The organism is Geomonas anaerohicana (assembly GCF_016458305.1).
GTDB lineage: Bacteria > Desulfobacterota > Desulfuromonadia > Geobacterales > Geobacteraceae > Geomonas > Geomonas anaerohicana.
This window is the reverse complement of record NZ_JAEMHL010000015.1, coordinates 1-25631: the sequence shown is the minus strand read 5'-3', so window position 1 is coordinate 25631 and position 25631 is coordinate 1. Positions and strand designations below refer to the sequence as shown.

Annotated in this window: 17 protein-coding genes and 1 riboswitch; of the genes, 5 read left to right on the top strand and 12 right to left on the bottom strand. The window is 61.2% G+C overall.

Annotated elements, in window-relative coordinates; genetic code table 11:
- Positions 1-145 precede the first annotated feature (145 nt).
- Positions 146-1555 carry a sigma-54-dependent transcriptional regulator gene (locus JFN91_RS19520; protein WP_199390822.1) on the bottom strand — a complete coding sequence of 470 codons (1410 nt, stop codon included), beginning with the start codon at positions 1553-1555 and terminating at the stop codon, positions 146-148.
- Between the two features lie 150 nt (positions 1556-1705).
- On the opposite strand from JFN91_RS19520, the gene JFN91_RS22420 reads away from it, so the two are divergent.
- Entirely contained in the window at positions 1706-4375 is a 2670-nt protein-coding gene (locus tag JFN91_RS22420) for a PAS domain S-box protein (protein ID WP_199390821.1), read from the top strand.
- Positions 4376-4627: 252 nt separating this feature from the next.
- Here JFN91_RS22420 and JFN91_RS19510 read toward each other — a convergent pair whose 3' ends face one another.
- The 4 genes from JFN91_RS19510 to JFN91_RS19495 form a co-directional block, all read right to left on the bottom strand.
- Positions 4628-4780 carry a hypothetical protein gene (locus JFN91_RS19510; protein WP_199390820.1) on the bottom strand — a complete coding sequence of 51 codons (153 nt, stop codon included), beginning with the start codon at positions 4778-4780 and terminating at the stop codon, positions 4628-4630.
- A gap of 455 nt (positions 4781-5235) precedes the next feature.
- Complete coding sequence (locus JFN91_RS19505) at positions 5236-5853, bottom strand: FlgO family outer membrane protein (protein WP_199390819.1); 618 nt, start codon at positions 5851-5853, stop codon at positions 5236-5238.
- Entirely contained in the window at positions 5850-6581 is a 732-nt protein-coding gene (locus JFN91_RS19500; RefSeq protein ID WP_199390818.1) for a FlgO family outer membrane protein, read from the bottom strand. Before JFN91_RS19500 ends, JFN91_RS19505 begins: the two co-directional genes overlap by 4 nt.
- On the bottom strand, positions 6578-6868 hold the full coding sequence (locus JFN91_RS19495; protein WP_199390817.1) for a hypothetical protein: 291 nt from the start codon (positions 6866-6868) through the stop codon (positions 6578-6580). Before JFN91_RS19495 ends, JFN91_RS19500 begins: the two co-directional genes overlap by 4 nt.
- A gap of 321 nt (positions 6869-7189) precedes the next feature.
- Positions 7190-7266, top strand: a riboswitch (cyclic di-GMP riboswitch).
- 72 nt (positions 7267-7338) lie between these two features.
- Here JFN91_RS19495 and JFN91_RS19490 point away from each other — a divergent pair.
- Complete coding sequence (locus tag JFN91_RS19490) at positions 7339-8208, top strand: response regulator (protein ID WP_199390816.1); 870 nt, start codon at positions 7339-7341, stop codon at positions 8206-8208.
- Between the two features lie 34 nt (positions 8209-8242).
- On the opposite strand, the gene JFN91_RS19485 is transcribed toward JFN91_RS19490, so the two are convergent.
- Positions 8243-8782: a methylated-DNA--[protein]-cysteine S-methyltransferase gene (locus JFN91_RS19485; RefSeq protein ID WP_199390815.1), complete on the bottom strand. Its 540-nt coding sequence runs from the start codon at positions 8780-8782 to the stop codon at positions 8243-8245.
- A gap of 28 nt (positions 8783-8810) precedes the next feature.
- Positions 8811-10274 carry an AlkA N-terminal domain-containing protein gene (locus JFN91_RS19480; protein ID WP_199390814.1) on the bottom strand — a complete coding sequence of 488 codons (1464 nt, stop codon included), beginning with the start codon at positions 10272-10274 and terminating at the stop codon, positions 8811-8813.
- Positions 10275-10747: 473 nt separating this feature from the next.
- Between JFN91_RS19480 and JFN91_RS19475 the strand changes: the two genes are divergently transcribed.
- A complete protein-coding gene (locus JFN91_RS19475) occupies positions 10748-11953 on the top strand; it encodes a tyrosine-type recombinase/integrase (protein WP_199390813.1) in 1206 nt (401 codons plus the stop codon).
- On the opposite strand, the gene JFN91_RS19470 is transcribed toward JFN91_RS19475, so the two are convergent.
- The 4 genes from JFN91_RS19470 to traJ all read right to left on the bottom strand — a co-directional run bounded on the left by JFN91_RS19470 (position 11954) and on the right by traJ (position 15503).
- Positions 11954-12238, bottom strand: a complete 285-nt coding sequence (locus JFN91_RS19470) for a helix-turn-helix transcriptional regulator (RefSeq protein ID WP_199390812.1) — start codon at positions 12236-12238, stop codon at positions 11954-11956. It abuts the gene before it with no gap.
- A gap of 646 nt (positions 12239-12884) precedes the next feature.
- Positions 12885-14027, bottom strand: coding sequence for an LPD7 domain-containing protein (locus JFN91_RS22135; protein WP_328747656.1), 1143 nt, complete (start codon positions 14025-14027; stop codon positions 12885-12887).
- Positions 13979-15109, bottom strand: a complete 1131-nt coding sequence (gene traI, locus JFN91_RS22130; RefSeq protein WP_328747654.1) for a TraI/MobA(P) family conjugative relaxase — start codon at positions 15107-15109, stop codon at positions 13979-13981. Before traI ends, JFN91_RS22135 begins: the two co-directional genes overlap by 49 nt.
- 28 nt (positions 15110-15137) lie before the next feature.
- Positions 15138-15503, bottom strand: coding sequence for a conjugal transfer transcriptional regulator TraJ (traJ, locus tag JFN91_RS19460; RefSeq protein WP_199390811.1), 366 nt, complete (start codon positions 15501-15503; stop codon positions 15138-15140).
- A gap of 315 nt (positions 15504-15818) precedes the next feature.
- Between traJ and JFN91_RS19455 the strand changes: the two genes are divergently transcribed.
- Both JFN91_RS19455 and JFN91_RS22335 read left to right on the top strand, forming a co-directional pair.
- Positions 15819-16208 (top strand): TraK family protein, encoded by a 390-nt coding sequence (locus tag JFN91_RS19455; RefSeq protein ID WP_199390810.1) that lies wholly within the window; start codon positions 15819-15821, stop codon positions 16206-16208.
- Between the two features lie 259 nt (positions 16209-16467).
- Complete coding sequence (locus JFN91_RS22335; protein ID WP_199390809.1) at positions 16468-16980, top strand: nucleotidyltransferase domain-containing protein; 513 nt, start codon at positions 16468-16470, stop codon at positions 16978-16980.
- 355 nt (positions 16981-17335) lie between these two features.
- Here JFN91_RS22335 and JFN91_RS19445 read toward each other — a convergent pair whose 3' ends face one another.
- Positions 17336-25582 (bottom strand): carboxypeptidase regulatory-like domain-containing protein, encoded by an 8247-nt coding sequence (locus tag JFN91_RS19445; RefSeq protein WP_199390808.1) that lies wholly within the window; start codon positions 25580-25582, stop codon positions 17336-17338.
- Between the last annotated feature and the right edge of the window lie 49 nt (positions 25583-25631).

The window sequence follows — 25631 nt, the reverse complement described above, 5'->3', positions numbered from 1 at the left end:
AAGGGAACAGCCGAAGTTCTCATTAAACGCCCGCTGTTTACACAATCGAGCAAGAAAACTTGACAAGGCAAGAAATCTTGCCCGAACGAGTCGCTGCGGAGGTGGGTTAAGCGGAATTTAAGGCTAAATATGCGGCAGTATTACATTATTTTTTGCTAATTCTCTGATTGAGCGCCTGGCGGCTGATCCCCAAAAGGTCCGCGGCTGCCCTCTGGTTGCCCCCGGAGCGCTTCAGGGCGGCCTCTATGAGGCTTTGGGTAAGTTGGGCCAGGGTGGGGAACCCGGCGGCGAGGTTCAGCCATTGCCCCCCCTCGTCGGGCTCGGGGGCCGTGGCCGCAAGCCCGACGCCGGTAGCGTCTTTGAAGGGCGCCAGGGAAAGCCTCCCCCGCTGGTGCCGGGTCACCACGTCGAAGACCATGGCGCGCAGTTCGCGGATGTTCCCCGGGAAGCTGTACCCGGCCAAAAGGCTCGCCAGTTCGTAGGGGTACTCCGGGACCTCCTTGTGCAGCGTGCGGGCCGCCTCCTCCACGAAGGTCTCCAAAAGAAGCGGGATGTCCTCGGTCCGCTCGCGCAGCGGGGGGATGTGCACCTGGTGGGCGCAGAGCCGGTAGTAGAGGTCGCGCCGGAAGGTCCCCTCGCCGATGGCGGCGCCGAGGTCGCGGTTGGTCGCCACCACCACCCGGGCCTGGTTGGCGGAGGCGACGTCGGAGCCCAGCGGGTAGTACTCCCCTTCCTGCAAAAGGCGCAAAAGCTTCACCTGGGTGGCGAGGGACATCTCGCCGATCTCGTCGAGAAAGAGCGTCCCGCCGGCGGCGCGCACGATCATGCCGTCGCGCGCGTGGTCGGCGCCGGTGAAGGCCCCCTTCTTGTGTCCGAAGAGGGTGTCCGAGAAGACATGGTCGTCGACGCCGGCGCTGTTGACCGGGACGAACGGCCCACGGCGCCCGCTCAGCTCGTGCAGGGCGCGCGCGATCAGCTCCTTGCCCACCCCGGTCTCACCGGTGATCAGCACCGGCTGTTCGGTGGGGGCCACCGCCTCGAGGTAGCTGAAGATCGCCTTCATGCGCGGGCTCCTGGTCTTGATTCCGGAGAAGGCCTCCTCGTTGGCGGGCTTGCCGGTCAAAAGCGACTCGCGCAGCGATTCGATCTCGCGCTGCATGGTGTTGCGGTCCAGCGCCTTCCTGACGCTGGTGACGAACCGGGTGGCATCGACCGGCTTGACGATGTAGTCGAAGGCGCCGAGCTTCATGCAGTCGATGGCGGTGTCGAGCTCGTTGGCCGCGGTGACGATGATCACCGGGATGGCCGGATAGCCGCAGGAGAGCTCCCCGAGCATCTCCTTGCCCGAGATGTGCGGCATCTGCAGGTCCAGGACAATCACCCCCGGCTCTTCCTCGGCCAGAAAGGGGAGCAGTTGGCGGATGTCCTCCAGCGTCTGCACCCTTCCCAACCCCGCCTGCCTGAGCATCAGCGACGATCCGAACAGTATCTGGGGCTCGTCGTCCACCAGGAGGATCAGGTCTGCCGCGCCCTTCTTGTTGCCCTGTGCTGTCATGTACGCTCCGCCGTCTCTTGCTATCAACTAATGCTTATAGTCAAATGTGTTTGCCAGCTTAGCCTCAAAATGTTAAAAGCAAAAGAATTTTTTTCGCGCCGAATGCCCATGGCAGCCTCCCTGCGGGGGAGCCACATCGCGAGGAGCCCCGTGCCCACCCACCGTTTTCGCAGGATACTGTCGCTGCAGTCGACCTTTCTGGCGGTAATCCCCTTCCTGCTGGTCGTCTTTTTGAACGTCTTCCTGCTGCTCCCCCACATCACCCAGGACGTCGCCGCCGGACAGCGCGAACTGGCGCGGGCCTTCGGCGTCGCTCTCGACAACTACCTCTCCGCCGCGCTCACCGACGTCAGGGCGGTGGCCGCCCTCCCCCTTTCCCGCCCCGGCTCCCTGGGCGGGCTGCAGGAAATCCTCGATGCCGAGGTGGAGGCATCGGGCTCACTCAACCTGCTCTATGCCGTCCTCCCCGACGGCCGGATCAGGGCGGCGGGCATCCCCAAGGAACACCGTCACACCCTGCAGGACCACCGGACCATGGAGCGGACCAGCCTGGCCCATGAGCAGCTCTTCCGCGACACCCGGCGCGAGGGGAAGCCGGTCTGGTCCAACACCTTCCCCTCCGCTTTCGGCAAGGGAGTCTCCATCGCGGTGGGAGTCCCCAGCGGCGACCTGGTCGTCATCGGCGAGGTCGACCTGGCCAAGCTGATCGGGTCCATGCGCGACATCGTCGGGGGCGCGGGTCAGGACATCATCCTCATCGACGGCAACGGCCAGGTGATCGCGGACCAGGGGGGCATCGCCCCGGCCGCTCCCCGCTTCATGGGCGACATCCCCCTGGTGCGCAGCGGCCTCGCCTCGGGGCAGCCGGTGAGCGGAGAGTTCCGGCTGCAGGGGCGCGCCCTGGTCGGCACCATGATGCGCTCCAGCCATATCGGCTGGTACGTCCTGGTCGCCCAGCCAGTGCAGAGCGCCTACCGCTCCGTGGTCATCACCACGCGCAACGTGGCGGCCGGTGCCGTCGCCGCGCTGCTGCTCGCCCTGTCGGCCTCCCTGTTCCTGGCCCGCCGCCTGTCGCGCCGCCTGGAGGAACTGGCGGGCTTCGCGCGCCGGGTCGCCACCGGCCACAAATCGCCTCCCTGGCCGCCGGGGGAGATCGCCGAGGTGGAGCAGCTGGCGGGCGACCTGCTCAGCATGGCGGACGAGATCCGCTACCGGGAGCAGCAGCTCGTGGAGGGTGAAAGGCTGCTGCGTTCGGTCACCGACCACGCCTTCCACTACCAGGGGCTACTTACCCCTGACGGGACGCTGGTCGACGCCAACCGCACCGCGCTGGCCCTGGTCGGGGCCACCAAGGAGGCCGTCATAGGGCTCCCCTACTGGGACACCCCCTGGTGGCGCCACGCCCCGGAGCTGCGTGAACAGTTGCGGGCATCGATCGCCACCGGCTGCCAGGGAATCCCGGCCCGTTTCGAGACCACCCACCTGGACCACCAGGGAGAGCTGCGCCACGTCGACTTCTCCCTCTCACCGATCCGGGACGAGGCGGGAGCGGTCATCTACCTGGTCGCCGAAGGTCGCGACATCACCGACTTCGCCCGGGCCAAGAGCGAGCTCAAAGAGAGCGAGGAGCGCTTCTACCAGGTCTTTTTGCAAAACGACGACCCCGTCATCCTGATGAAACTGGAGACGCTGCAGGTGATCGACGCCAACCCCGCGGCGCTCGCGCTCTACGGGCTGCGCCGCGAGGAGCTGCAGTCGCTCAGCATGGAGACCCTCATCGACGCCCCGGACCTGCGCAAGCTCAGGGCCGAGCTCGCCCAGCACGACACCTCGCAGGGATTCCTGCAACGGGCAGCGAGCTACAAGACGGGGGGCGAGAAGATCGTCATCTCGCTGCGCGGCACCAAGATCCGGCTCAAGGACGAGGAACTGCTGCTCTGCTCGATCCGGGACATTTCGGAGAAGCTGCGCCTGGAGCAGGAGATCCGTGCCACCCAGGCCAAGCTGATCCAGACCAACAAGATGACCTCCCTGGGGATGCTGGTTTCCAGCGTCGCGCATGAGATCAACAACCCCAACCACTGCATCTCCATCAACAACACCGTGCTGACCCAGATCACGCGGGACGCCCTGGCGCGGTTGCGGGCGTCCCGGGAGGCGGAAGGAGAGTTCGAGCTCGGTGGCTTCACCTACGACGAGGTGCTGGACATGGTCCCCAAGCTGCACGACGGCATCAGGGACGGCTCACAGCAGATCGACAAGATCGTGCGGGACATGAAGAACTTCAGTAAACCCGCGGAGCTGGACATGCAGGGGACCATCGACGTGAACCGGAGCGTGGAGAACTCAGCCGCCATCCTGTGGCACCACATCCAGCGTCACACCGACAAGTACCGCATGGAGCTGTGGCAGAATCTCCCGACCGTGCAGGGGAGCCAGCAGCAGATCGACCAGGTGGTGATCAACCTGGTCATGAACGCGCTGCAGTCGTTGCCGGACAAGAACAGCGGCGTGGTGGTGACGACCTGGCACGACCGCGAGCGGGAGACGGTGAACCTGAGCGTCGAGGACGAGGGAGACGGCATGTCCGAGGAGGTGCTCGCGCGCCTCACCGAGCCGTTTTTCACCATGAGGATCAACAAGGGGGGGACGGGACTTGGGCTGTACATCTCCTCGTCCATCGTCAAGGAGCATGGCGGCAGCCTGGCGTTCGAGTCGGAACCCGGCAGGGGGACCAAGGCGACGGTCACCCTCCCGGCTCTCGCCGGGTCGGCGAATGAACCCGCAGGTACCGGGGAGCAGGGAGATCATCGGCGGTGATGAGCTTCGCGGTCACACGAAAAAAGGCTTACCTCCAACGAGGCAAGCCTTTCATTCAGTGCTGTGGGGTCCGCTACCGGGCCCGCCGTGTACCTTGTTCCTTTACGCGGTTGCCCTGCTAGGGAGTAGCCGGCGTCGCCGTCCGTCCTGCAGCCTGATGCATGGCAAGCGCCCTGTCCTTCATCGATTGCGGCATGGTCGTCTTCGACTGGGACGCGGCCATGTTTGCGTGAGTCCCCCGAACTCCGTTGGTCATCCCAGTCGCGGCAGCGCCAGCCATACCGGCGCCGGCTCCCGTTCCGGCACCCATCCCTGCTCCGGCACCCGCTCCGGCACCCGCTCCGGCACCCGCTCCGGCACCTGCTCCGGCGCCCATCCCTGCTCCGGCGCCATGGCCGGCGCCATGGCCGGCGCCTCCTCCCATCCCGCCCCGGGCCATGCCCTGGCTGGCAAATGAAAGCAGGGTAATCGCGGTCACCGCATAAATCGCCAACGTTCTTTTCATGGGTCGTACTCCTTTGAAGGGGTTGTTACTGCTGCGAATGTTCTTTACACGAGCCATGCCATGTAAGCCGCCTCTCCTCGCCGGTTGTGATTACCGGCTGTTACAGCGGCCGACCTGGCGGGCTCCCCCCAAAGTCGGTGCAGAAGGTTTCACCTCGTGGTGAAACCTTCTGCACATCGAGCCGTTGCGCGCCATGCCTTTATGCCTCCCCAAACTTTTCGCTTCTCACCTGCCGGTGTTGCCTCCCTTCGGCGGGTGTTACCGAAACTACGCATAAAGAAACATCCAAAACGAAAAGGCCTACCCGGCAGCGGGTAAGCCTTTTCCATCTTTTTGCCCCTCGGCCGCACCCGGCCTACTTCACGGTGTAGTTGATGACCGAGCTCCCGCCGCAGGAATAGGTGAGCTCCCGGGTCACCATCTTCGAGATGGTGCCGGTCTCGGTGTCCATCTTGCGGGCGAAGACGAGGACCTTGTTGTTGCTCAGGTAGGTGTAGGTTCCCACCACCGCCTCGGGCTGCTGGTACTCGTTTTTCTTCACCTCGGTGGCCCTGCGCGTCAGCACCACCAGCCCGTTCTCGGAGAGCTTGAAGTACTTGGCGAACTCCGCCTGCACGATCTTGTAGCAGCACACCGAGTTCAGCCCGCCCCGCATCAGCTCGCCCATGAGCATCCCCGACTGGCTCGGAACGAGGCTCTGCAAGTCGGCGAAGTCCGTCACCATGACCGTCGCCCTGCCGCCGGTCTCATTCTGGCAGGAGGCGGGCGCGCAGCTCTGGCGGTCGGCGCACTTGTCGGTGCACAACTCCAGGGCCATGTCGTGGAACAGCGTCTTCATGTCGGTCGCATCGAGCAGCATGGGCAGGGTCTTGTTGTGACAGTCCCCCCCCACCGTGATGGGCAAGGTCCCCGCGCATCCCGACAGGAGGGACCCGGCGACGAGGGCAATGAGCATAAGGCGCACCGGTTTCATTTACGGATCCCCTCACCTGCCGTACTCTGGCCGCCCCAGCAGGTCGGGATGTCGCGGCAGCTGTAAGGGGTATCCCCGACGATCTTCATGGTGCTCAGCTTGTCCTCGCGGAAGAGCAGGCTGTCGATGTAGTGGCTCCTGGGGAGATGGATCTGCCCGGAGGAAATGACGAGCCCGGTGCCGATGTCCATCACCCTCGCGTTGACGATGAGATGGTTGTCGGCAACGGAATAGGTCCCGGTGACCACGCCGCCGATCTTGTAGAGGGCCCGGATCTTCTGGATGTCGCGGCTTAGGGAGAACTCGCCGTGCTCGTTGACGGTGGTATCCTTGGCAAGCCTCACCTCGTAGACCTTCCACTTGCGTACCTGGAGCTCGTGGATCACGTCCTCGGCGACCAGCCTGCCAAAGGAGGTGGTCTCGTTGAGGTTGTCGAGATTGACGAAGCTCGTGACGATAAAGGTGTTCTCCAGGCTCTTCCTGTCGGCGTTTCTCTCCAGTTGGTCGGTCATGAAGATCATGCGGGCGTTGAATTTTCCCACCTGGGTCAGGCTGTCCTGGACCTGCAACGGCTCGTCGACGATGTAGCGCTGGTTGGACTCGAGGCTTTCTTTTTGGTAGCTGTCGGCATCCCTGTGCACGGAAGCGGGGCCCATGGCGGCCGAGTTGGCGCATGCCGAACAGAGTCCGATGGTGAGCAGTGCCAAAGCCTTTACGTGGTATCTCACTGGTCACCTCCCTCGCGGCCGATCTCGGTGCGCGGCAGCAGGATGTACTCCACGCGGTTGGACATGTACTCGAACTGCTTCAGCCGGTAGGACACGGGATAGTCGCGGTTGATGTTGGCGCACCAGTTGTCCCAGGTCACGTTGTACCCGTCGCGAAAGCACAGCGAGTCGGTAGTGCAGGGAATAAAGGTACGGCTCCTGACACCGTCATTGATTACGACGGGAGTGGTTGTGGCACAGCCCGTCACCGCGCTGGACAGCAACACGAAAAAGACCAGTCGTTTCATCGCCCCTCCTCAATAAAGTTATATGCCAGCTCTTTCAGCAACATGATCACTCATCGGAGCGGCAACTTCATACTTGAATCAGGAAAAGGGAAAACTTCTCCCACTATTGACCACAAAGGCACACTGGTCACTTGGTGCAGTCTTCGTCCAATGTACAGCCGCTGGGGAACACAATGACGCAGTCTCAGCTCTTTAGGAGGGCAAAGGGAAAGGCAGCGCCGCCTTTTCTGTAATGGCTGCACCGATGCCTGCTGCGCTGTTTGTAATTGACCTTGACAGAAGCGGGCTTATGAGTGTAATCAGATGAAAAAATCTGCCGATACACGACAATACTAAACCATTCGCGAGGATGGGGCGGAAAGCCTAAAGGGTCTCCACGAGACAGCCGGGTTGCCGAAATATCAGACGATATTCAGCCCCGGCTTTTTTGCGTCCAGACGCGGGGGTCGGCGCTGGCCAAAGGGGGCTTTGTGGAGTTTGCACGGCAGGCGGCGCAGCCAAAGGAGCACAGCACCAGGAAAAAGCTCGGGGAGATCTTCGTTGAGAGGGGCATCCTTTCCGCGGTAACCGTGGAACGAGTGGTCGCCTATGCGCGCAAGAAAGGAAAGCGGTTCGGCACCGTGCTCGAGGAATTGGAGCTGGTGACGCCGGACGAGCTGGCCCAGGCGCTGGCGCAGCAGCACAACCTGAAGTTCCTGGGGGACTTTCACCGTTACCGGTATGCCGACGACCTGCTCAGGCTGATCCCGGCCAAGACGGCCATGGCCAACCTGATCTTCCCGCTGAAGCGGCAGGAGGGGAAACTTGCTGTCGCCGTCAGCGATCCGACCCTTTCGGAGGTGCTGCGCGCCATAGCCGAAGAGCACAAAGTGGGCATAGTGCCTTACGTCGCCCCCCGGCGCGAGATCATGCTCGCCATCAAGGTGCACTACCTCAAGTCGGCTCCGGCGGCGGCCTCCGACAAGAAAAGCGTGCTGATCGTGGACGACGACCAGGCGGTGAGCCAGTTCATCAGTGGCTCGCTGAGGCGCAAGGGGTACCACGTCGTCTGTGCCGGCGACGGCATGGAGGCCTTCAAGGAGATCATGTCCAACCGCTTCGACCTGGTGATCACCGACAAGGAGATGCCCAAGCTCAACGGCTACGCCGTCCTGGAGAGCCTGCGCACCTTTCCCGACACCGCCCACGTCCCGGTGATACTGATCACCTCCACCGCCACCGTGGACGAAGAAGCCACCGCCCTGCGCCGCGGCTTCTTCGACTTCATCCCCAAGCCGCTGCGCGAAGCCACCCTCTCCGTCAAGGTGGAACGGGCCCTGGCCATGGCCGGCGAGTACTGAGGCAACCGCCTCCCCTGCTACAGCCAGCCTCTTCTCAAAGAGGCGTCCCCTGCCCGGGCATCCACAACCGCGACAGGTCGACGCCCTCGTGCTCCAGTAGTTTTATCTTTTTGTCGACGCCTCCCGCATAACCGGTCAGGCTGCCATTGGTCCCCACCACGCGGTGACAGGGGATCACGATGGAGATCGGGTTGTGGCCCACGGCCCCGCCGACGGCCTGCGCGGACATGCTCGCCTTGCCGGTCTGCGCCGCCATCCTTTTCGCGATGTCGCCATAGGTGATGACTTTTCCGTACGGGATCTCACACAGGATGTCCCAGACCGCCCTGCGGAACGCCCCGCCCTTGGGTGCCAGGGGAAGATCGGCAATGGCGGGGCGCTCCCCCCTGAAGTACCGGTCCAGCCACTGCCGCGCCGCAACAAGCGCCGGCAGGTCCGGTCTCTCCTCCGTCTCTTCCGGCACCGTCGCCGCGAAATACTTCTGTCCCTCCAGCCATAAACCGACCAGGCTCTCCCCGTCGCTTGCCAGCATGATCATCCCCAGGGGGGACCAGTGATGTGTCGAGTACATCATAGCTACCTCGTGCACCGGGCCGGTGCGTTCACAGTGAGTTCCATAAATTGACCGTTGCGTAACTGCGCCAGGGGCGCCAGGTTGCGGCCAAGGCCGATATTTCCTTTGCCGTGCGCGGCGCCAGCGCCTTTTTGACCCCGAAATCGGTATCGGGAAAGGCATCGGGCCACCCGATGGCCCGCATGGCGATGTACTGCGCCGTCCACGGTCCGATGCCCGGGACGTCCAGCAACTGCTTCAGCTCCCTTTCCGGTTCGGCTGCGAAGTTGAGACGTATCCCTTCCCGCACCAATGCCCGGGCCAGCTCCAGGATGGTGCGCGCCCGGGCCCCGGTGATGCCGAGTGGACCGAGGTGCCCGTCGACGGGACCGTCCAAAGCAATGATCTGCTCGGGTGACGGGAAGGCGTGGGTGAGCCCCTCGATGCCGGTCGCAACGGGAGTGCCATGGGCTGCCACGAGCCGTGCGGCCAGAGTCCGCGCCGCCTTCACGGTAATCTGCTGCCCCAGCACGGCCCGCACCGCCATCTCGAACGGATCGAAACAACCGGGCAGGCGGGTCCCCAGGGTACAAAGGCCGGGGCGGATGGCGTTCATACCGGCAAGCACTTCAAACACCGCATGCGGATCGCAGAACAGATCGAAGAGGTGCCGGATCCGGTTCAGCACTTGGGTCAGTACCGGCAGGAGAGCGGGGTCCACCGTCACCGTCAGCACGTTATGTTCCGGCCGGTGCCCCACCCGCACCCAGCCATATACATGTCCCTTCTCTGCGCTGACGAGATCTACGGTGCGCAGGTATGCGCCGTCTGTTACCGCCTCCACGCCGGGAATGGCGCGCTGGGCGAGAAAGTCCAGCATCTGCCGCCACTGGTAAGGGGGGCGATACCCCAGGGCCAGGACGATGGCGTTGTCCCGGCTTTGCGTGCGGGGCGACTGCCGGCGCAGGGCGGTAGGCGCCAGACGGTACTTACTCTTAAAGAGGTCATTGAAGCGCCGCAAGCTGCCGAATCCGGCCGCCATCGCCACGTCGATCACGGAGAGGTCGGTGTCGGTGAGGAGGCTTTTCGCGAGCAGCAGACGGCAGGTCTGCAGATATTGGACAGGGGTGACGTGGTAGGTAGCGGAAAATACGCGGCGCATGTGGCGGTCCGTGCAGCCGAGATGGTCGGCGATTTGTTCGATGCTCAGCCCGCTGCCGCAGTTTTCTTCCAGCAGGACCTTGGCCCGCTGCACCAGCGCCATGCCGGCATCGACCGGCGCGGTTCCCGGGGCGCGTTCCGGCCGGCACAGAAGGCAGGGCCGGAAGCCGGCCTGTTCCGCCGCAGCAGCCGTGGTGTAGAAGGTGCAGTTTTCGGGTTTGGGGAGTTTTGCCCGGCATATCGGCCGGCAGTAGATTCCCGTAGAGGAGACCCCCACGAAAAAGTGCCCGTCGAAGCGGGCGTCCTTCGCCTTCAGTGCCGCGTACCATATCCGTTCTTCGTCCCTCGACATGCTCCCACCTCTTTTTTAGCAAGATACAACATCCTCACCCAAAAAACCGGCTATTTTCGGACATGCATGCAAATAAGGAGAAGGGAACAGACAACGCAAGAGAAATGTTTATTAAAAGGACGGAAAAGGCAGTGCGTCCCCCCCTTGTGAAAGGGGGGACAGGGGGGATTTGATTTTGCCAGCAGGAGATACACAGAATAGAAAAAGCCTCTATCTGTAATCTAGATAGAGGCTTCATCGAAGTACTGGTGCGAGAGAGGGGACTTGAACCCCTATACCTTGCGGTGCCAGATCCTAAGTCTGGTTTTTCACCATTTCACGCTGCATCAATGCGGCTCACCCTGCATCACTACCAAGATGTAAGCACTTGACTTTGCGCAGTTTTACTGTTAAAAACTCATCAACACGCTTCATTCCACATCACCCCTTGCCAGCCCCCAAAAGGATGCAAAAAGGATGCAAAGGATGCAAGCATGAAACAGGGAGCTGCACCTCCCCGGAGAGTTATGATGAAGAAACAATTTACTGACAAGTATCTCCAAAGCATCAAGCCGGAGGAGAAGAAACAGGTCATTCGTGAAAAAAGGGGCTTTTGCCTGCAGGTGCTGCCGTCGGGAACCAAGAGCTTCCTTTACATATACCTTTTCCAGGGGAAGAAGAAGAACCTCTACCTGGGCCAATACCCGTACGTATCCCTGGCGGAGGCGAGGGTCAAGTACAACGAGGCCTACAACAAGGTGCAGATGGGTGAAGACCCCGCCTACGTCCCTCTCCCCCAAGAGGCAGAAGAGCCTGTCATCGCCACTTTCGGAGATTTCGCCGAACAGTACATCAAGTGGTCTGAGGCAAACCATGCCAAGGCCTGGTTTAAGACGGTCAAGATGTCGCTGGAGAACGATGTCCTCCCCACCTGGAAGGACCGGCCCATAACCGAAATAAGAAGACGCGATGCCATTGCCCTCCTGGAGCACGTAGCGACACGTGCACCGGGGCAGGCCAAAAACGTACATAAGGTGGCCAGAGGAGTTTTCGAGTACGCCATCCACCGAGAGCATCTGGAGGCGAACCCGATGCTGAAACTCAGCAAGGTGATTCCGTCCCTGAAGCCGGTCGTCAAGAAACGCATCCTGTCCGACAGTGAACTAAAGCAGGTGTGGAAGTCATTAGACGAAGGCACAGGGGACGAGAGGACCAAGGCTGCGATCAAGCTGGTGCTGGTGACCGCTCAGCGGCCTGGGGAGGTGGCCAGCATGCACCGCAGCCAGATCGAGGGGAATTGGTGGACGCTGGGGAGCGCGGACACCAAGAACGAGGAAGCACACCGGGTCTATCTTGCTCCCCTGGCATTGGAGTTGATCGGGGACAGCGAGGGGTACATCTTCCCCTCGTACAGAACCGGAGATGCCGGGGAACCGTGCCCGATTGTGAGGCAAACCCTGTCCCAGCACGTGGCGAGTAGGAAGTACTTCAACCTCCCACAATGGACCCCTCATGACCTGAGGCGCACCGCCCGTACCGTAATGGCCCGGATAGGAATCCCGGAGGAGCACGCAGAGGCGATTCTCAACCACAAGAAGCAGGGAGTGGTGAAGGTTTACAACCTGCATCAGTACGCCAAGGAGAAGAAGGCGGCGATGCTGCTGTGGGAAGAGGAACTAAAACGTATCTTAGCAGACTAATCAAGGGTCCTTCCGCCCTCTCCCCGGGCGGTGCCCCAGCACTTCAACCTGCGGCACCACTCCCACAATGCTGCCTTTATCCGTGGCATCCGGACAGTGAATCGACACCGGCTCGCGACTCCTTAGCCACTCCTCGATTTCGGTCAGGTGCCACCCTACCAGGCCCTTGCCGAGCCTAAACCTCCGGGGGAACAGCCCTGCCCTTTCCATACGATATTGGGTTGCGGCGCTTACCCCTATCATCTCAAGGAGTTGCTTGCGCCGGATCACTTTATCCATGTCCATAGAAGCCTCCTAATGCTGGAATCAACCCCTGACGTGAGGCCGGCTTCATCGGGCGGCTGGTGGCGTTGATAGGCAATATATTTGATATCGGACACGGCTGCATCAAACTTTAGAAATTATTAACACCACCCATTAAGTAATACATCTGCTTTGGCAGAAGATCGGACGTTCGACCCCTCTCAGTATGACCACTGTTTGCCGCGAAGGGCTCCGCTCCAACGGCTTGCCCCCCTTTGTTGGGCTGCTCTGGTTTCCGGTCCTATTGAAGGGTGCATGGCTTGATGATGAGCGGTTGCGGAGGCGTTCTCCCGCAGAAGGGGAAGCGGAATGCGGGGCTTTAAGCCCTGACGGTTTTAGCGAGGGGGCGGCATCCGCTCTTCTGGCGGTCCAGAATAGCACCCACGCTATTGGGCCGGATGAGCAGCGTCGGCGGATAGACCACGACGAGCAGCCCGAGGCCAACCGTCACGGTGCCTCGCGGATGCTCCCGCCCAGCGCGGGCTGGCATCGGAATGCTGTGCGGAGAACCTGCTGGCAGTCTGCAGGGCCGCGACGAGAAGACCGCGGCACCGTGATTATCCTGCGGATCTTGGGCCCTTTGGCCCGTCCCTGCAACTGCGGTCCCGCGGGTTGTTGAACCTGTCTTTTATATCTTCCGCGCTTTGGTTCTAGCGACACGCCCCTTGGCCGTAGCGGTGACGGTTTCGCCGATCGCCACACGCTTGAGCCGCTCGGCGACGCTGGCGGCGACTCGCAGGACCAAGATCTCCTCGTCTCGTTTCAGAAGAACCAGGGTTTCCCCTTCCACCTGGCGGATTCCCGCGTAGGCGGCGGTGGTCCGCCCCTCTTGGTCGTAAAGCCGGTGTTTAGGCACACCTGAGGCTTTCAGTCGCATGGCCTCACGTTCGGCGACATACTTCTCCGCGGCGGCTTGGCCTACCGTCATCTCACCTGGCCCAGGAACACTCCGTCGTACGCCGTGATCCGGTTTGGTTCCTTCTCGCCCTAAACGATTAGCAACATCGTGCGGCAGTAGCATTTGATCTCCGCTGGCGAGTTGAACCACACCAAGTTCGGACAGCTCTCGCAGACGTTTCTGGCTTTGGGGCGGCGGCTTTCGTCCAACGCCTCCAACATAGGGCTTATCGTAACGGGCAACGCCTCCCTCGGCTGTTGTTCCTCGGATGGTTCCCCTTGGATGGATTGCTGCAGCGGTGCATCCATGGCCGCCACTGCCGCAGATATCATCTCCTGCGTCGACTCCTGGCCTTTCGCCGGCGGTTCGTGCTCCCGGTCGTTTGCCGTGCCCACTGGCCTCCTCCGCGTTGAGGACTCCTGATCCCAGCAGTTCCTGACGGCGGCGCTCCAAAGCTGCATCGTCAAAGGTAATGGACAATCTGCCGACCACCGCCGCCCGGGCAACCTGTTCCTTGAAGGCCTCAGTTCCGTTGACGGCGATGCAACTGCCATAGTGTTCTGACGCCAAGAGTAGAGCGCCTTGCAGTCCCTCCATGTTTGCCCCCCGTGAAACCTGGAGCCTATCCCCGTCGTCGCGCACCGCAGTCGAGCCGACGTGATAGATGATCGTCCCCTTCTTGGTGATGCAGTCCAGTTCTGCCGTTAGCGGCGCATGTTTACGGCCGCCCTTGCCGGTTATGGTGTCCCCCTTCAGACTGGTTGCCGCCTCGCGGGCGCGCAAAGCGGCCAGCGCCTCAGGGTCTCCTTCGACGGCCTTCGCTCTCAGCCAGTCGGCCCATGCAGTGCGCTTATATTTGCCCTTGATGGCCACCCGTTCTGCGAGGCATCGCCTTTTAATCTTTTGAATCTCGCGTTCCTCAGCGTTCTGTTGATTGCGCCGTACAGCACTTTCTTGCTCATCCTGGAACAGTTGATGATCTTTACTGCGTCCCGTTTATGCTGCGCAATTTTCCTGGCCGATTCGATGTGCAGGTTTCTGCGCTCCGTTGCAGCGGCCCCTTCTGTTTTACAGGCCGTAGCTGCTGCTTCCATATCGGAAGTGTATCTGCGGAATAACTTTGTTGTGTCGACGCGAAAGCGCACCGGCCGTGCCTCATACTGCCGACCGTGCCGTATTTTCGTAACGTCTGCCGGCTGGAAATTCCCCAGGCGACGTACGAGGCTCGTTTTCGACAGTTCCTTCGCCACGGAACTGGCTTTAACGCCGATGCCAGCCCCGTTAGTGATGACGAGGCCGTTACCCTTTTCCCTGAGTTCGAGGCCATTGCAGCCCAGCATCGTATGCAGTTCCCCCCAGCTTCGTGCACTCTTCAATTGCTCGGCACATTCGCGCTGGATCCAGCCTAAGAGGCTTTGCACCCCGGCCTGCCGCTCCATGTCGGCAGCGCGGTCTTGGCTCCCCGTTTTCCCGACCTGATGGTTGTCGCCTTGGAGGTGGTACTCCTGTTCCAACCTCGTGCAGAGGATTCCCAACGTCCAGTGGTCGTTATAGGGATCACGAATCGTGTAGCGGGTCGGGTGAATCTTGTTGATGGCGATATGAAAATGCAGGTTGTCCGTGTCGTGGTGCACGACACAGATACGCTGATGGTTGTCGTAGCCCAAACCCTCGCAGATACGACCCTCAATGGACTTGAGGGTTGCCCCATCGGGCTGTTCATCGGCCCGGAAGCTCACGATGACGTGATAGGTTTTGTCGGCTTTCGATCTGGTGTTTTGTGCTTGTGTGTTTAGAACTTCTGTGATCGCGACTTGCCAGCCTTCCGACTGGCAATTGGTTGCCCACACATTTCCGATACGCTCATGTTTGCCCTGCCGGTCGGTGAGATACTCCACCAAGGCACCAAAATCGCTCTTGCGGATGGACCTCATGGGCACTTTTTTGGCTATCACGACGGTCTCATATTTTAGCCGTTAAAAATCATCGACCGGGCCTGTGCCTGACCACGGTCTGCATGATCCCGTGCATCTGATCGCGGGTGTCTTCTATCTTGGAGAGGACGGCTCGAATAAGCCTCTCCCCGTATTGCGCGGCGCGCGGGTCGTCGGCCAGCCAAAGCTTCAGAAGGCCCCCTAAACGGCCTAAATCGCCGTTGATGCGTACCAGTTCTTCAACCGCCTTGTGGTCCAGAATGCTACCGACCTGGTAGCCCAAGCCTACGTTCCGCAGGAAGACGGCGACGGGAAGGCCGGTGGAGGCCGCCATCTTCTTGATGGCGGCTTCTTCGTCCGGCAGCACGGGAACGCGCAGCCGCTTTTTACGTGTTGGTCTCTTCTCTTGCGTCATGTCGACCTCTTGGACGGCGGTAGCCGTCCGCCTCGCAGAGCAGGATACCCGTTGAGCGCGCAGCGCGAATAAGGGATGGTGAAGGGGGATGACCGGCTTGCCGGGTGGCCACCTTCACCTATCCTGCCCTGCTCCGAGCGGCGATTTCCTCAATACGACTTTCGACCACGTCGCAATTTTACCCTGATTTTCCAAGAATTTGAGCTGATAAATAAAAATCTTCCAATAATATGGTACGATTTCGAAAAATATCGCTCGATACACAGAATATGGAATAAGTAACCTTCCAATCGCGGAAAATCTCGGTCCGACACCATGAACAAAACCATCTCCGATCGATTAGCGGCCAAGGCTGTCGGCAAAAAGCCCCTCGCCTCCAATAGAAATCAAAACCGGGCCATCTTCCTGGCCCTACGCCAAGAAATCATACAGGCACTCGGCGATGGGTGGTCTATCAAGAGTATCTGGGGAATCCTGTACGAAGAGGGGAAAGTGGCCTTCGGCTATGCTGCTTTTTGGAACTACACGAAGAGCCTGATCCGGACTCCGCCTGGCCGCCCCATGGAACAACCTGCTAATGAACGCGGCAGCACAGGCGACGCAAGCAAAACCGCGAAGCCCGCGACGGCCGCTCCGGAGAAGGAGACACCGGAGATAAAGGGCTTCACCTTTAATCCTTCAGCAAACAAGGAGGACCTATACTAATGGCCAAAATCACCTCGTCCTGCAGGGGAAGGGGAGCGACGGCAAAGGCCGAGGTAAGCTGAACGTCAAAGATGTAGGGAAGAACAGGAAAATGCAGGAGAAGCCTGGCGGCGCCGCATGTTGCTACCTCAGCTGTCAGTTCCGAAAAAGAAAATCAGGAAACACCCGCTGATCCGGCCCCGGCATTGGGCCAACCATCCTTGCCCTCCTCTCGCATTTATGTGTATATTATGTACATAAAATAAGGAGGTGGAGCAAGGTGAAAACCGCACGCCTGAACATCGTCATAGAACCCGAAGAAAAGGAACTGGCCGAGCAGCTTGCCGCGGATTTTAGTCGCCGAACAGGTGTGGAAACCACACTGTCTTCCTTTGTCCGACACCTGATCAGACAGGCCGCACAGGGAGCCCAGAATGGAAGCGGCTTCAAAGGGGATACCCCTCCCCTCAGCCCCACTAGGTCTAAGCGCCCCCCCCGCCCCCGGCCAAGTGAGCAGGTAGCCATTTACCGGGAGCAGATCAAGGCCATCGCCCTGGCACATCATGTCACCAACGTCAGGGTCTTCGGCTCGACCGCACGCGGTGAGGATACCAACAGAAGTGACCTCGATCTGCTGGTGTCGCCGATCAAGGGGAAAACGGGGTTGATGGAGCTGGTGAAAATCGCGGCGGAGGTCAAGAAGCTCATCAAGGTTCCGGTCGATGTCGTTCTGGATACCGAAATTCCGGAAGAGAAGAAGGACGAGATCGACAAGGAGGCAATCGCGATATGACCGGTAAGATGTGCTGACCGGCTTGACCGATTGAGCAGCCCATTTCTACCCCGATCGGATACTTCACTCTTGTGTCGAGAAGATCGTATATATACCAGCTAACAACTCCTCCCAAGCCTCTCTGGCGGCTCGCCGCCATGACGCTCAAACCGGGAGGTTTCTTTTTTGGTGTATATGCGGTACGGAAAAGCACTCTCTATCCGTCGCCGAACTAGCCGCCCTCATCATCGAAAGCGGCTTGGCCTGCCTTTTCTCGCCCGGATGTAGTCGCTTCGGGTGGTATGGTCCCTTCCCGATCCTTAATGGCTCAAATGTGCCTCATCTATCACACGACCTCTGTTGTTGCGAGCCCGCATCACTTGATCACCCTGATCACATCCACCCCCTCGAAGGTCACCCCGCCGACTTTACCGGAGACATGCACCGGCACCTTGTCACCTACCGGGAGGAGGCTTATCGCATCGTTGCGCCTGAACTTCACCATCAAGTCGCTGCGTCCGTCCTTGTCGTAGTCCCCGATGCTATAGGGGCGCACCTCCGCGGGCACGCTTCCTTCCAGCCTGACCGAGGAGATGTCGATATCGCTCGCGCGGTAACCGGAAGGAAGCTCGATGTACACCACCACCCAGGTGCCGCCGCTCTGGCGGTTCAGGGTGTTGGGATCGAAATTGATCGCGGCGTTGATGCTGGTCGTCGGCACGTGCACCGTGAAGGAGGCAAGAGCCGTCCACGGCCCGTAGCTTTCGCCGTCGAAGGCGCGCGCCCGCCATAGATAAACGGAGTTGTCGGCCAGCGCAACAGTCGGAGCCCACCCGGTCACACCCGAGCTACTGCCCGGAACCCCGGTTCCGCTTGCTACCAGCGAGGTGCCGGAATAGATCTCGAAGTCATAGCTCAGGGCGCCGCTGTCCGGGTCGGAGGCGTTCACCACCTGAAGAACAGGAGTTGTGGTTTCCACACTGCTGTTATCCGCAGGGAGGTACGGCTTGGGAGCGGATGGAGCATCGTTGGCCGTGTTCACCGTGAATGCCGCCGCCGGCATCCACGCGCTGTACGAGACACCGTCGAAGGCACGGGCATGCCAGTAGTAGGTCGTGTTCTCGGTGAGCAGTTGCGGTATCTGCCACGACGTTACCTCCGGCGTTTCCGCAACGGCATCCGCGCCGGTGACGAACTGCGTCATGGCGGCATCCGCGTAGACCGCAAACTGGTACGACAAACGGTCGCCGTCGAGGTCGGTCGCGTTGTGCACCGACAAGGCCGGACTGAATACCGCCACTCCCGACCCGTCGGACGGGTTGGCAAGAACCGGGGTGGTCGGCGCATCGTTCACCGTGTTGACCGCGAACTGCGAAACGGCCGACCACGCACTTTCAGCGGCGCCGTCGCTCGCCTTGACACGGACGAAGTAGCGCGAGTTGTCCTTCAGCCCCGAGACGTGCCACGTGGTTCCTCCTGTCCCCTCGGCTACCGCGCCGGAGCGGATGAGATCCGGCGAATCGAAGGTTGCCCTGGTGTCGGCCTCGAAGTAGTAGGAAAGAGCGGCGGAATCCGGATCGATACTGTTTTGGATCACTATATCGGTGTCAAGCGTTGCCACGGTGGCACCGTTGCCCGGTGCCGCCACCGCAGGCGCCGAGGGCGCATCGTTGGCCGTGTTCACGAAGAAGGCGGCGGTGGCCGACCATGGTCCTTCGATAAACCAGTCGTCGGCCTGCGCCCGCCAGTAATAGGTGGTGTTTTCTGAAAGGCTTACCGGAATATCCCACGACGTAGTCCCGTCCCCTGCCGGTATCCCTTTCACCGACGCCACGATCTGCGTGAATTGCGGGTCGAGCGACAGGTCGAAGTTGTAGGTCAAGTCGGCACTGTCCGGATCGCTTGCGTTGGTCACGGCAAGAGTCGGGGTCAGCACCGCGACATTCCCTCCGTCAACCGGACCGGAGACGGTCGGCGCCGAGGGAGGATCATTGGCGGTATTGACCCTGAAGGACGCGATATCCATCCAAATGCCGTACAGGCGCCCGTCATAGGCCCGCGCGCGCCAGAAATAGGTGACGTTCTCCACCAGCGGCTCGGGCACGGTCCACGAAGTGGTGCCGGTCATTTCCGGCACCGTTGCCGAGGCCACCAAGGTGGTCATGGCACGATCGGAGTAGACCTCGAAAGCGTAGCTGAGCCGGTCATTGTTGGGATCGGCCGCATTACTCACCGCGAGCACCGGCGTAAGAGTCTCCACGTCGGACCCCACCGGCGGAGAGGAGAGCGCCGGTGTCGACGGCGCACCCTCGACGCGGAAATAGGAACCGGCCAAGGTCTCTTCGACGCCACCGATGGTCGCCGAGAGGATGACGAGGTAGTCCTTGGCGCCGTAATTCAGCGTGTCGACCCGGCCGCTGCCGGCTGCGGATGCCCCGACAGTCAGGCTGATCTGACCGCTTATCGTGTCATAGATCTTTTGTTCCGCTAAATCCACGACCCGGACGGCGATCGGTACGTCTGCCAGGTCCACGTTGCCGATGTTGGCAACGTCGTAGGAGAGGTTCACTGCTTGGCCGGAAAGCACGCTCTGCCGGTCTATCGACAAGGCCGCTCGCAGGAGCACGCTGGGTTTAGTCGGGGTCTCGATGACGAGGTCGCAGCCGGCCGTCGCGATCACAGAGCCCGCGTCGAGGACCTGGAGAGAGATCTTGTAGGTTCCGGCGGGGGCGCTCCCCGTGTTCCAGTAGCTTTTGCCGGAGAGGGTCTGTCCCGCGTTCAGCACAGGTATGCTTTGGACGGCGGTGTAGAGCCCCTGCCCCTTGCCGTTAGTCACGCTGACCACCGTGGTGAGATTTTCCCTGGCAGCCGAGGCGCTGACGGTGGAGATCAGCACCACCGCGGTGTTCGGATAATACCGCACGCGGTCCGCCACGATCGTGCCGCCGACGGCGTTGCCGGCCACGGCTGGAACGTACTGCGCCTTCTTGGCAATGGTCGCGGTCAGGTCGCCAGTCAGTGAAGCAGTGTAGGTCGTCGATACCGCGGTCTGCCGCTGATACTGCAGCACCCTGCTTTCACCGGCGGGCACACTGACCGCCTGTTCGTCGATGGCACCGCCGGAGTCGTCCGAGAAGCGGACCGTGGCGACAGCGGCAACCTTGCCCGTATTGAACAGGGAAAGAGAGACGACGAAGGGAGCATCGCCGACTTTTTCAGGCACCAGCAGATCGGCATTCATCTCGGGACCGGCCACCTCAAACGTTCCGGCGAGGTCCGAGAGTACCACGCCCCCCTGGGTCACGTTTCCTGAGTAGTTGTAGTTGCCGGGGGCGCCGGCGGTCATCGTAAAGCTGAAGGTCCGGGTGCTGTTGGCGGCGAGGCTGTAGTTGTCCTGGAACAGGGTTTCTCCACCAGCCCCCTTAACCACGATGGCAAGTCCGCTGGTCGCGATACCGGAGAGGTTGCTGACCTTGCCCGTGAAGGTCACGGTCTCGCCGGGACGGTAGGTTTTCCTGTCCGTCGCCAGGGTGCCCTGGACGTTGCCCTGCTCCACGTAAAAAGGATATTCGGCGGAGGCGACCAACTGGCCGGTGCTGGACGACAGGGTCCCCGACAGGGTGAACTTGCCGATCCGGTGCAAGGAACCTATGGCGCCGGTCAATTCCTTCACCTGCGAAACCGAAAGGTTTACCGGAAGGTCCGCTTCCCACACGGTCTCCCCCGGATTGGTCGCGTAGGTCACGGTCAGGTCCTGCAGAACCGGCGTGACCTCGGTTGATGCCGTGGCGAGGTTCACCTCGATCTGGATCCAGCGAGCGGCAGGGCTCGTCACGGGCGCACCGCTGGCGGTGGCGTAGCTGCTCCAGATGGCACTGCTCAATCCCGCCTCGGTTTCGGCCGTCCGCGTACGGATGGTGATCGAGGTCCCTTGCGGGGTCTGCGCCGAATACAACAGCTTCCCCCAATGGTTTGCGCTTATGCCGCTGTCGTGCTTGAGGAAAAGCTTGCCGCTGGCGGCGTAGGTCCCCTTATTGGTATAGAAATTGTTCAGATCGACGTCGAGGGACGGCTTATCCACGCCACTCCCTGCGCTGATGCTCACGACGGCAGGTGCGGTAGGCAGCCCGGGATCCGAAAAGCAGGTATTCCAGCTGGTGCCATCGAAATAGTCGTCGTTCCCGGTGGTAACGTACCTGGCAAGGCGCAGCTTGCCGAAGTTCGACGTGAATGGCTGGTTTAAGCCGATGAAGTAATTGCCATTGATGATGGAGAGCCCCACGATATACTGCCCACCCACCCTGGATGGCTCGCCCGAGCCCCTCACCACGTAAAAGGCGGATGGAGTTCCGGAGATACTGGCGAAAAGGTACAGCTGTGCATTCGGGATTCCCGTAGGAGTGGCCAGGAAGTTTTTGTAATCAAGCGTTGCCGAAAAGTCTCCCGCCAGGGTCGGACGCAGTTCGACACTACTGCTTGGAGCTGCTGCGGAACTTTTCAGGTGCAAGGAGCCGGAGGACTCTACGGGGACATCCCCGGCAGACACCCGCCACCGGTCGGTGTTCAGCACCCCGTCATCGAAGTTGTCATCCAGCGGGAGCAGCCGCACCGAGTCCACGGTCTGGTTCTCGGTCTTGATGCGTCCCGAGTTCACCTTGAAATCGTCGAAAGCCGCGCTGGGCCCGGTGCCGCTTCCACTGCTCCACGCCGAAAGCGCCACCTGGACCGGCTGGGTCACCGACTCGTTTGAGCCGCGCAGCAACTCGCTCCACGTCGTCCCGTTCCAGTAATACAAAAGCGCTAAACTGCCGCTACGGACGATTCTGAGGCGTCCGGAATTCGCGTAGGCCCCAGTGGAATTTCTGAGTTGCTGCGTACCGAAAAGCAGCTCGCCCTTCCAGCCGGAGGCCACGGTGTTCTGCACCGCCGCGGACCAGGAACCGCAGCTCACGGCCAGGCGCGGCCCTTGGTCGTTTACACTCACACTGGAATCGAACTTCACCTCGATATCGAAGTCCCCCGAGAGTTGCCAAAGGCTGAGCAACTGCGACGGCACCGCGGTGCTGTTGACGACTGCCCTGCCGTTTTGCACGGAGACGTTTCCGGTTGCGGCCCATCGGTTCCTGTTGATGCTGGCGGCGCTGAAATCGTCGTCGGGGATGATCCAGTCGTTCACGCCGAATGTGTCGACGGAGCTGCGTATTCCGGTTTGGAAATCGGCCTGAGTGGTCCAGGTCTTCGTCTGCTGGACTCCCGAGCCGGTGGTCACCTTGAGGTGAAGATTGCCACCGCTGAAATCGGTGCCGCTATTGGTGATGCCGGCCAGTGCGGTAACGGCCTCGGCAAGAAGGTAGTTATCCTTGTCGGTCGTGACATTGATGGAAGCCTTGACACCCGTCACCGAAGCAGGATGTTCCACCAGCAAATCCTTGCCGTTTTTCAGGTCCTTGCAGTTCATTTCCAGCCGGTAACTGCCGTCTGTGGCTCCGGCGGGAACGGTAAGGTCGAGCGGTTGCGAAGCGCCGGCCCACAGCGTCGTGCTCGTCAGCTGTTCTGCGACCGTAACCGATCTGGCATCGTAGAGGCTGAAGCGGCACTGCGCGGTGGTATCCACGCCCCCGTCGTTGGTGATGGTGGCATGGATCACCTCCCCTGCCTTATAGCCGGCCGCAAGCGGTGCGATGGCGAGCGACGACTCCGGGATGGCGAGTGTCGCGTTCTCCACTGAGGTGGAGCCGGAAGGGAGAGTGACGGTGATCCTCGTGGGATGCTGTGCCGCGGTCATGGTTTCGGGAATGGTGAAACTGAAGGCAAGAGCGCTCCCCACGGCGGCGCCGACGGCGGGCGCGGGGGCAAGCATCTTGGTTTCCGCAAATGCCGCATCGGGAATGGCTACCGACACCGGAATGGTGCTCCCCTCCCCGGCCATCGTGAAGCGCCCCGTGTTAGTTATGAGAAGCGTAAGCCCCGCGCTGTTCCTGACCCGGTGCGAGTTGCTGTCGTAGAGGGCGGCGATGGCGATACTGTTGGGCAGCGGGATCTCCTTGGCAAGCCCTTCGACCGTCTCGTCGCTTTGACGGTAGCTGAGCCTGTAGGTTCCGAACTTGAGCGGGGGGATCGTCAGCGCGAATTTTAGCGTGGTGCGCTCCCCCAGCCCGAGTGCGAAGCTCAGCGTTTTAGTGGCGATCGCCGTCCCGTCCGGGTCCTTAAGCGTAATTTCCAAGGCACCGCTTCCCACCGGGAGTTCGCCTGCGTTGGCGAGATCGAAGCTCACCTCGTTTTGCCCGACGGCAAAGGCTGCCGGAAGGATCGGCGTTACTGCTATCCGGCTCGTGGCGACTGCGATGTTCTTGCTGACCAGGCCGAGGTTTACGCCCGTGCTGTCGAAGAGTTCGGCGCAGATGGTGTACTGCCCCCCCTGGACGTTGGCCGGAAGCGGAGCGGTGAAATCCAATGCCGTTACCCCGTCGCCGGCAAGTTCGGTGCTTGCGCCATCCTCGAAGATGGTCGCGCCGGAAGGGTCGATCATCCTCACGCGCAACTGCGTACTGCGGCTGATGCTTTCGCTGTTTTTGAGCACCACGGAGAATCCTACCCGCTCTTCCTTCCGATAGGACTCCTTATCCGTCTGCACCGACAGTTCGACGGCGCCGGGCTTCAACGTGGTGAGGGTCGGGTTGAACACCAGCACTCCGCCCGGGTCGAGGATGGCGCTGAAACGTGCAGGATAGTAGCCTAGTTTAGTCGGTGCAGCCGCCTCGACGGTGATCGCGCCGGGGGCCACGTTGTCCAGACGGTATCCCCCGTCGTTTGCAGTCGTGGTCTGCAGCACCGCGGCGCCTGAAGTCTGGATCGACGCGCCGGCGAAGGCCGCCCCGGCGACGGCGTCCGACACCGTCCCCTGGATGGAAGCCCCCAACTGGTTCACCGAGAGCGGGATCTTGCCGAGGTTGTTGGCAGCCCCCGCGACGATGGGAGTCGTTACCGTGCGGGTGACGTATCCTGCGGCGGCTACGGTGAAGCGTTGCACCCCCTCGGAGACGGACGAAAGGTTGAAGGCTCCGGCGCTGTCGGACACGGCGCTGCTGGCAGAGTCCAACAAGGTGATCACCGCACCGGGAACGGGAACCCCGCTGTCGGCATCGACGACGAAACCGGTCATGCTCCCTTTCATGTTCAGCGGCACCAGGGCGAAGTCCATGGTTTCGAGCCATGCCGAGGAGCCGATAGTGAACGATTTGCCGACGTAACCGGCAGCGGAAACCCTGAGCGTGAACGTACTCGGATGCTTGATGTCGGCGATGGCATACACTCCGGCGAAGTCGCTGCGGCCGGTAAGGTTGCCGTCCGAGACTATCAGTTCGGCGCCGGGGATAGGGGCGCCGGTGAGGGCGTCGGTCACCTTTCCGGTGAGGGTCATCTCGGAGACAGTGCTCTCCAGCCGAATGGTGCCGAGATCGATGGTGCTGCCGGGAGTAATCACCAACCGGAAAATCTTGGTGGCGTAACCGTCCTTCCCGACCGTGGTCTGGTAGGTGTTCGGGGAGATCCCTTGAATGATGAAATAGCCGTTGGCATCAGGTTCGGTGTAGGTGCCGTTGGAGAGCGTGATCCTCACCCCGGGCTCGCCGTCCAGAGGAAGTATCGGCCCCTCCCAGTAAGAACTGCCGATGACACGCCCCACGATGGTGCCGGTGGTAACTGGCGGCGGGGAGTTGCTCAAGCGCGGCGAGAAGTAAAGCGTGGTCCGGGCGTAGACGGTGCCCGAACCGGTCATGGCGGTCAGCCCGGGTTTGGCTACAGTGACGGTCACCGTCCCCGGGGTGACGAAGGAAAAGACGTAGCTCCCATCCGTACCGGTCACGGCATTACCGGTCCAGGCGCCGGTCACCGAAACCGTGACGCCGCCAAGCGGTTTGCCGGTCGCATCGGTGATGCTCCCGGCAATGGTGCCAGTGGAGTAGCTGGAAGCCATGGAGACATTGCCGAGATCGGTAACAGCGTTGACAACGACGTTGGCGGTCGCACTTACCGAAGCGTAGCCGGTCCTTGAGAAATTCAGCAGGTGGGAACCGGAGGGGACATCGGCAAGGGTGAAGTTCCCCGCGGAATCCGTGGTCGTGGCGTTGAGCGAGTTGTCGGCAAGGACGACAGCCACCCCACTGACGCGAACGTTGGTGACAGCATCCACAACGGTGCCGACAATTACTCCGCCAGCCGGAGGTGCGGGCGGTGCGGCAGGCTTGTTCTCAGAGTAATGGAGCGCCTTCAGAGCAAGAGCGGTCGAATAGGGGTCCTCCTGCCATGAGCCGTCCGAGGACTGGGTAACGGTGAGGTAGTTGATGGCGGCAGAAAGAGCGGGAGAGCTGCTCGAAACAGCCACGAGAGCGGAATAAGCGACGGCAGTTTCATACGCAGTCGACCCGGACGCCCCGAAACCGCCGTCCTCATTCTGGTGGTTGACGAGATACGCGGATGCTTTGTTTACCGCAGTTGCTATTGAGGTTACTTGAGGGAACTGTTGCAGGGCAGCGGAGGCGACCGCCGTCATATAGATATCGCTGGCGCCTCCCTGGTGAAAGCCCCAGCCGCCGTGAATCTTCCCCCGATAAAATAGACACAACTAAGTTTAGGCTGTTTTCTGTTCATACTCCAGTGGTGTCATGTACCCC

Bases quoted from the DNA above. Each gene is read 5' to 3' on its own strand.
- JFN91_RS19510 (WP_199390820.1), bottom strand. From the start codon at position 4,780: ATGGCGCCGGCCATGGCGCCGGAGCAGGGATGGGCGCCGGAGCAGGTG.
- JFN91_RS19520 (WP_199390822.1), bottom strand. From the start codon at position 1,555: ATGACAGCACAGGGCAACAAGAAGGGCGCGGCAGACCTGATCCTCCTG.
- traJ (WP_199390811.1), bottom strand. From the start codon at position 15,503: ATGACGCAAGAGAAGAGACCAACACGTAAAAAGCGGCTGCGCGTTCCC.
- JFN91_RS19480 (WP_199390814.1), bottom strand. From the start codon at position 10,274: ATGTCGAGGGACGAAGAACGGATATGGTACGCGGCACTGAAGGCGAAG.
- JFN91_RS19475 (WP_199390813.1), top strand. From the start codon at position 10,748: ATGAAACAGGGAGCTGCACCTCCCCGGAGAGTTATGATGAAGAAACAA.
- JFN91_RS19470 (WP_199390812.1), bottom strand. From the start codon at position 12,238: ATGGACATGGATAAAGTGATCCGGCGCAAGCAACTCCTTGAGATGATA.
- JFN91_RS19495 (WP_199390817.1), bottom strand. From the start codon at position 6,868: ATGAAACGACTGGTCTTTTTCGTGTTGCTGTCCAGCGCGGTGACGGGC.
- JFN91_RS19505 (WP_199390819.1), bottom strand. From the start codon at position 5,853: ATGAAACCGGTGCGCCTTATGCTCATTGCCCTCGTCGCCGGGTCCCTC.
- JFN91_RS19455 (WP_199390810.1), top strand. From the start codon at position 15,819: ATGAACAAAACCATCTCCGATCGATTAGCGGCCAAGGCTGTCGGCAAA.
- JFN91_RS19485 (WP_199390815.1), bottom strand. From the start codon at position 8,782: ATGATGTACTCGACACATCACTGGTCCCCCCTGGGGATGATCATGCTG.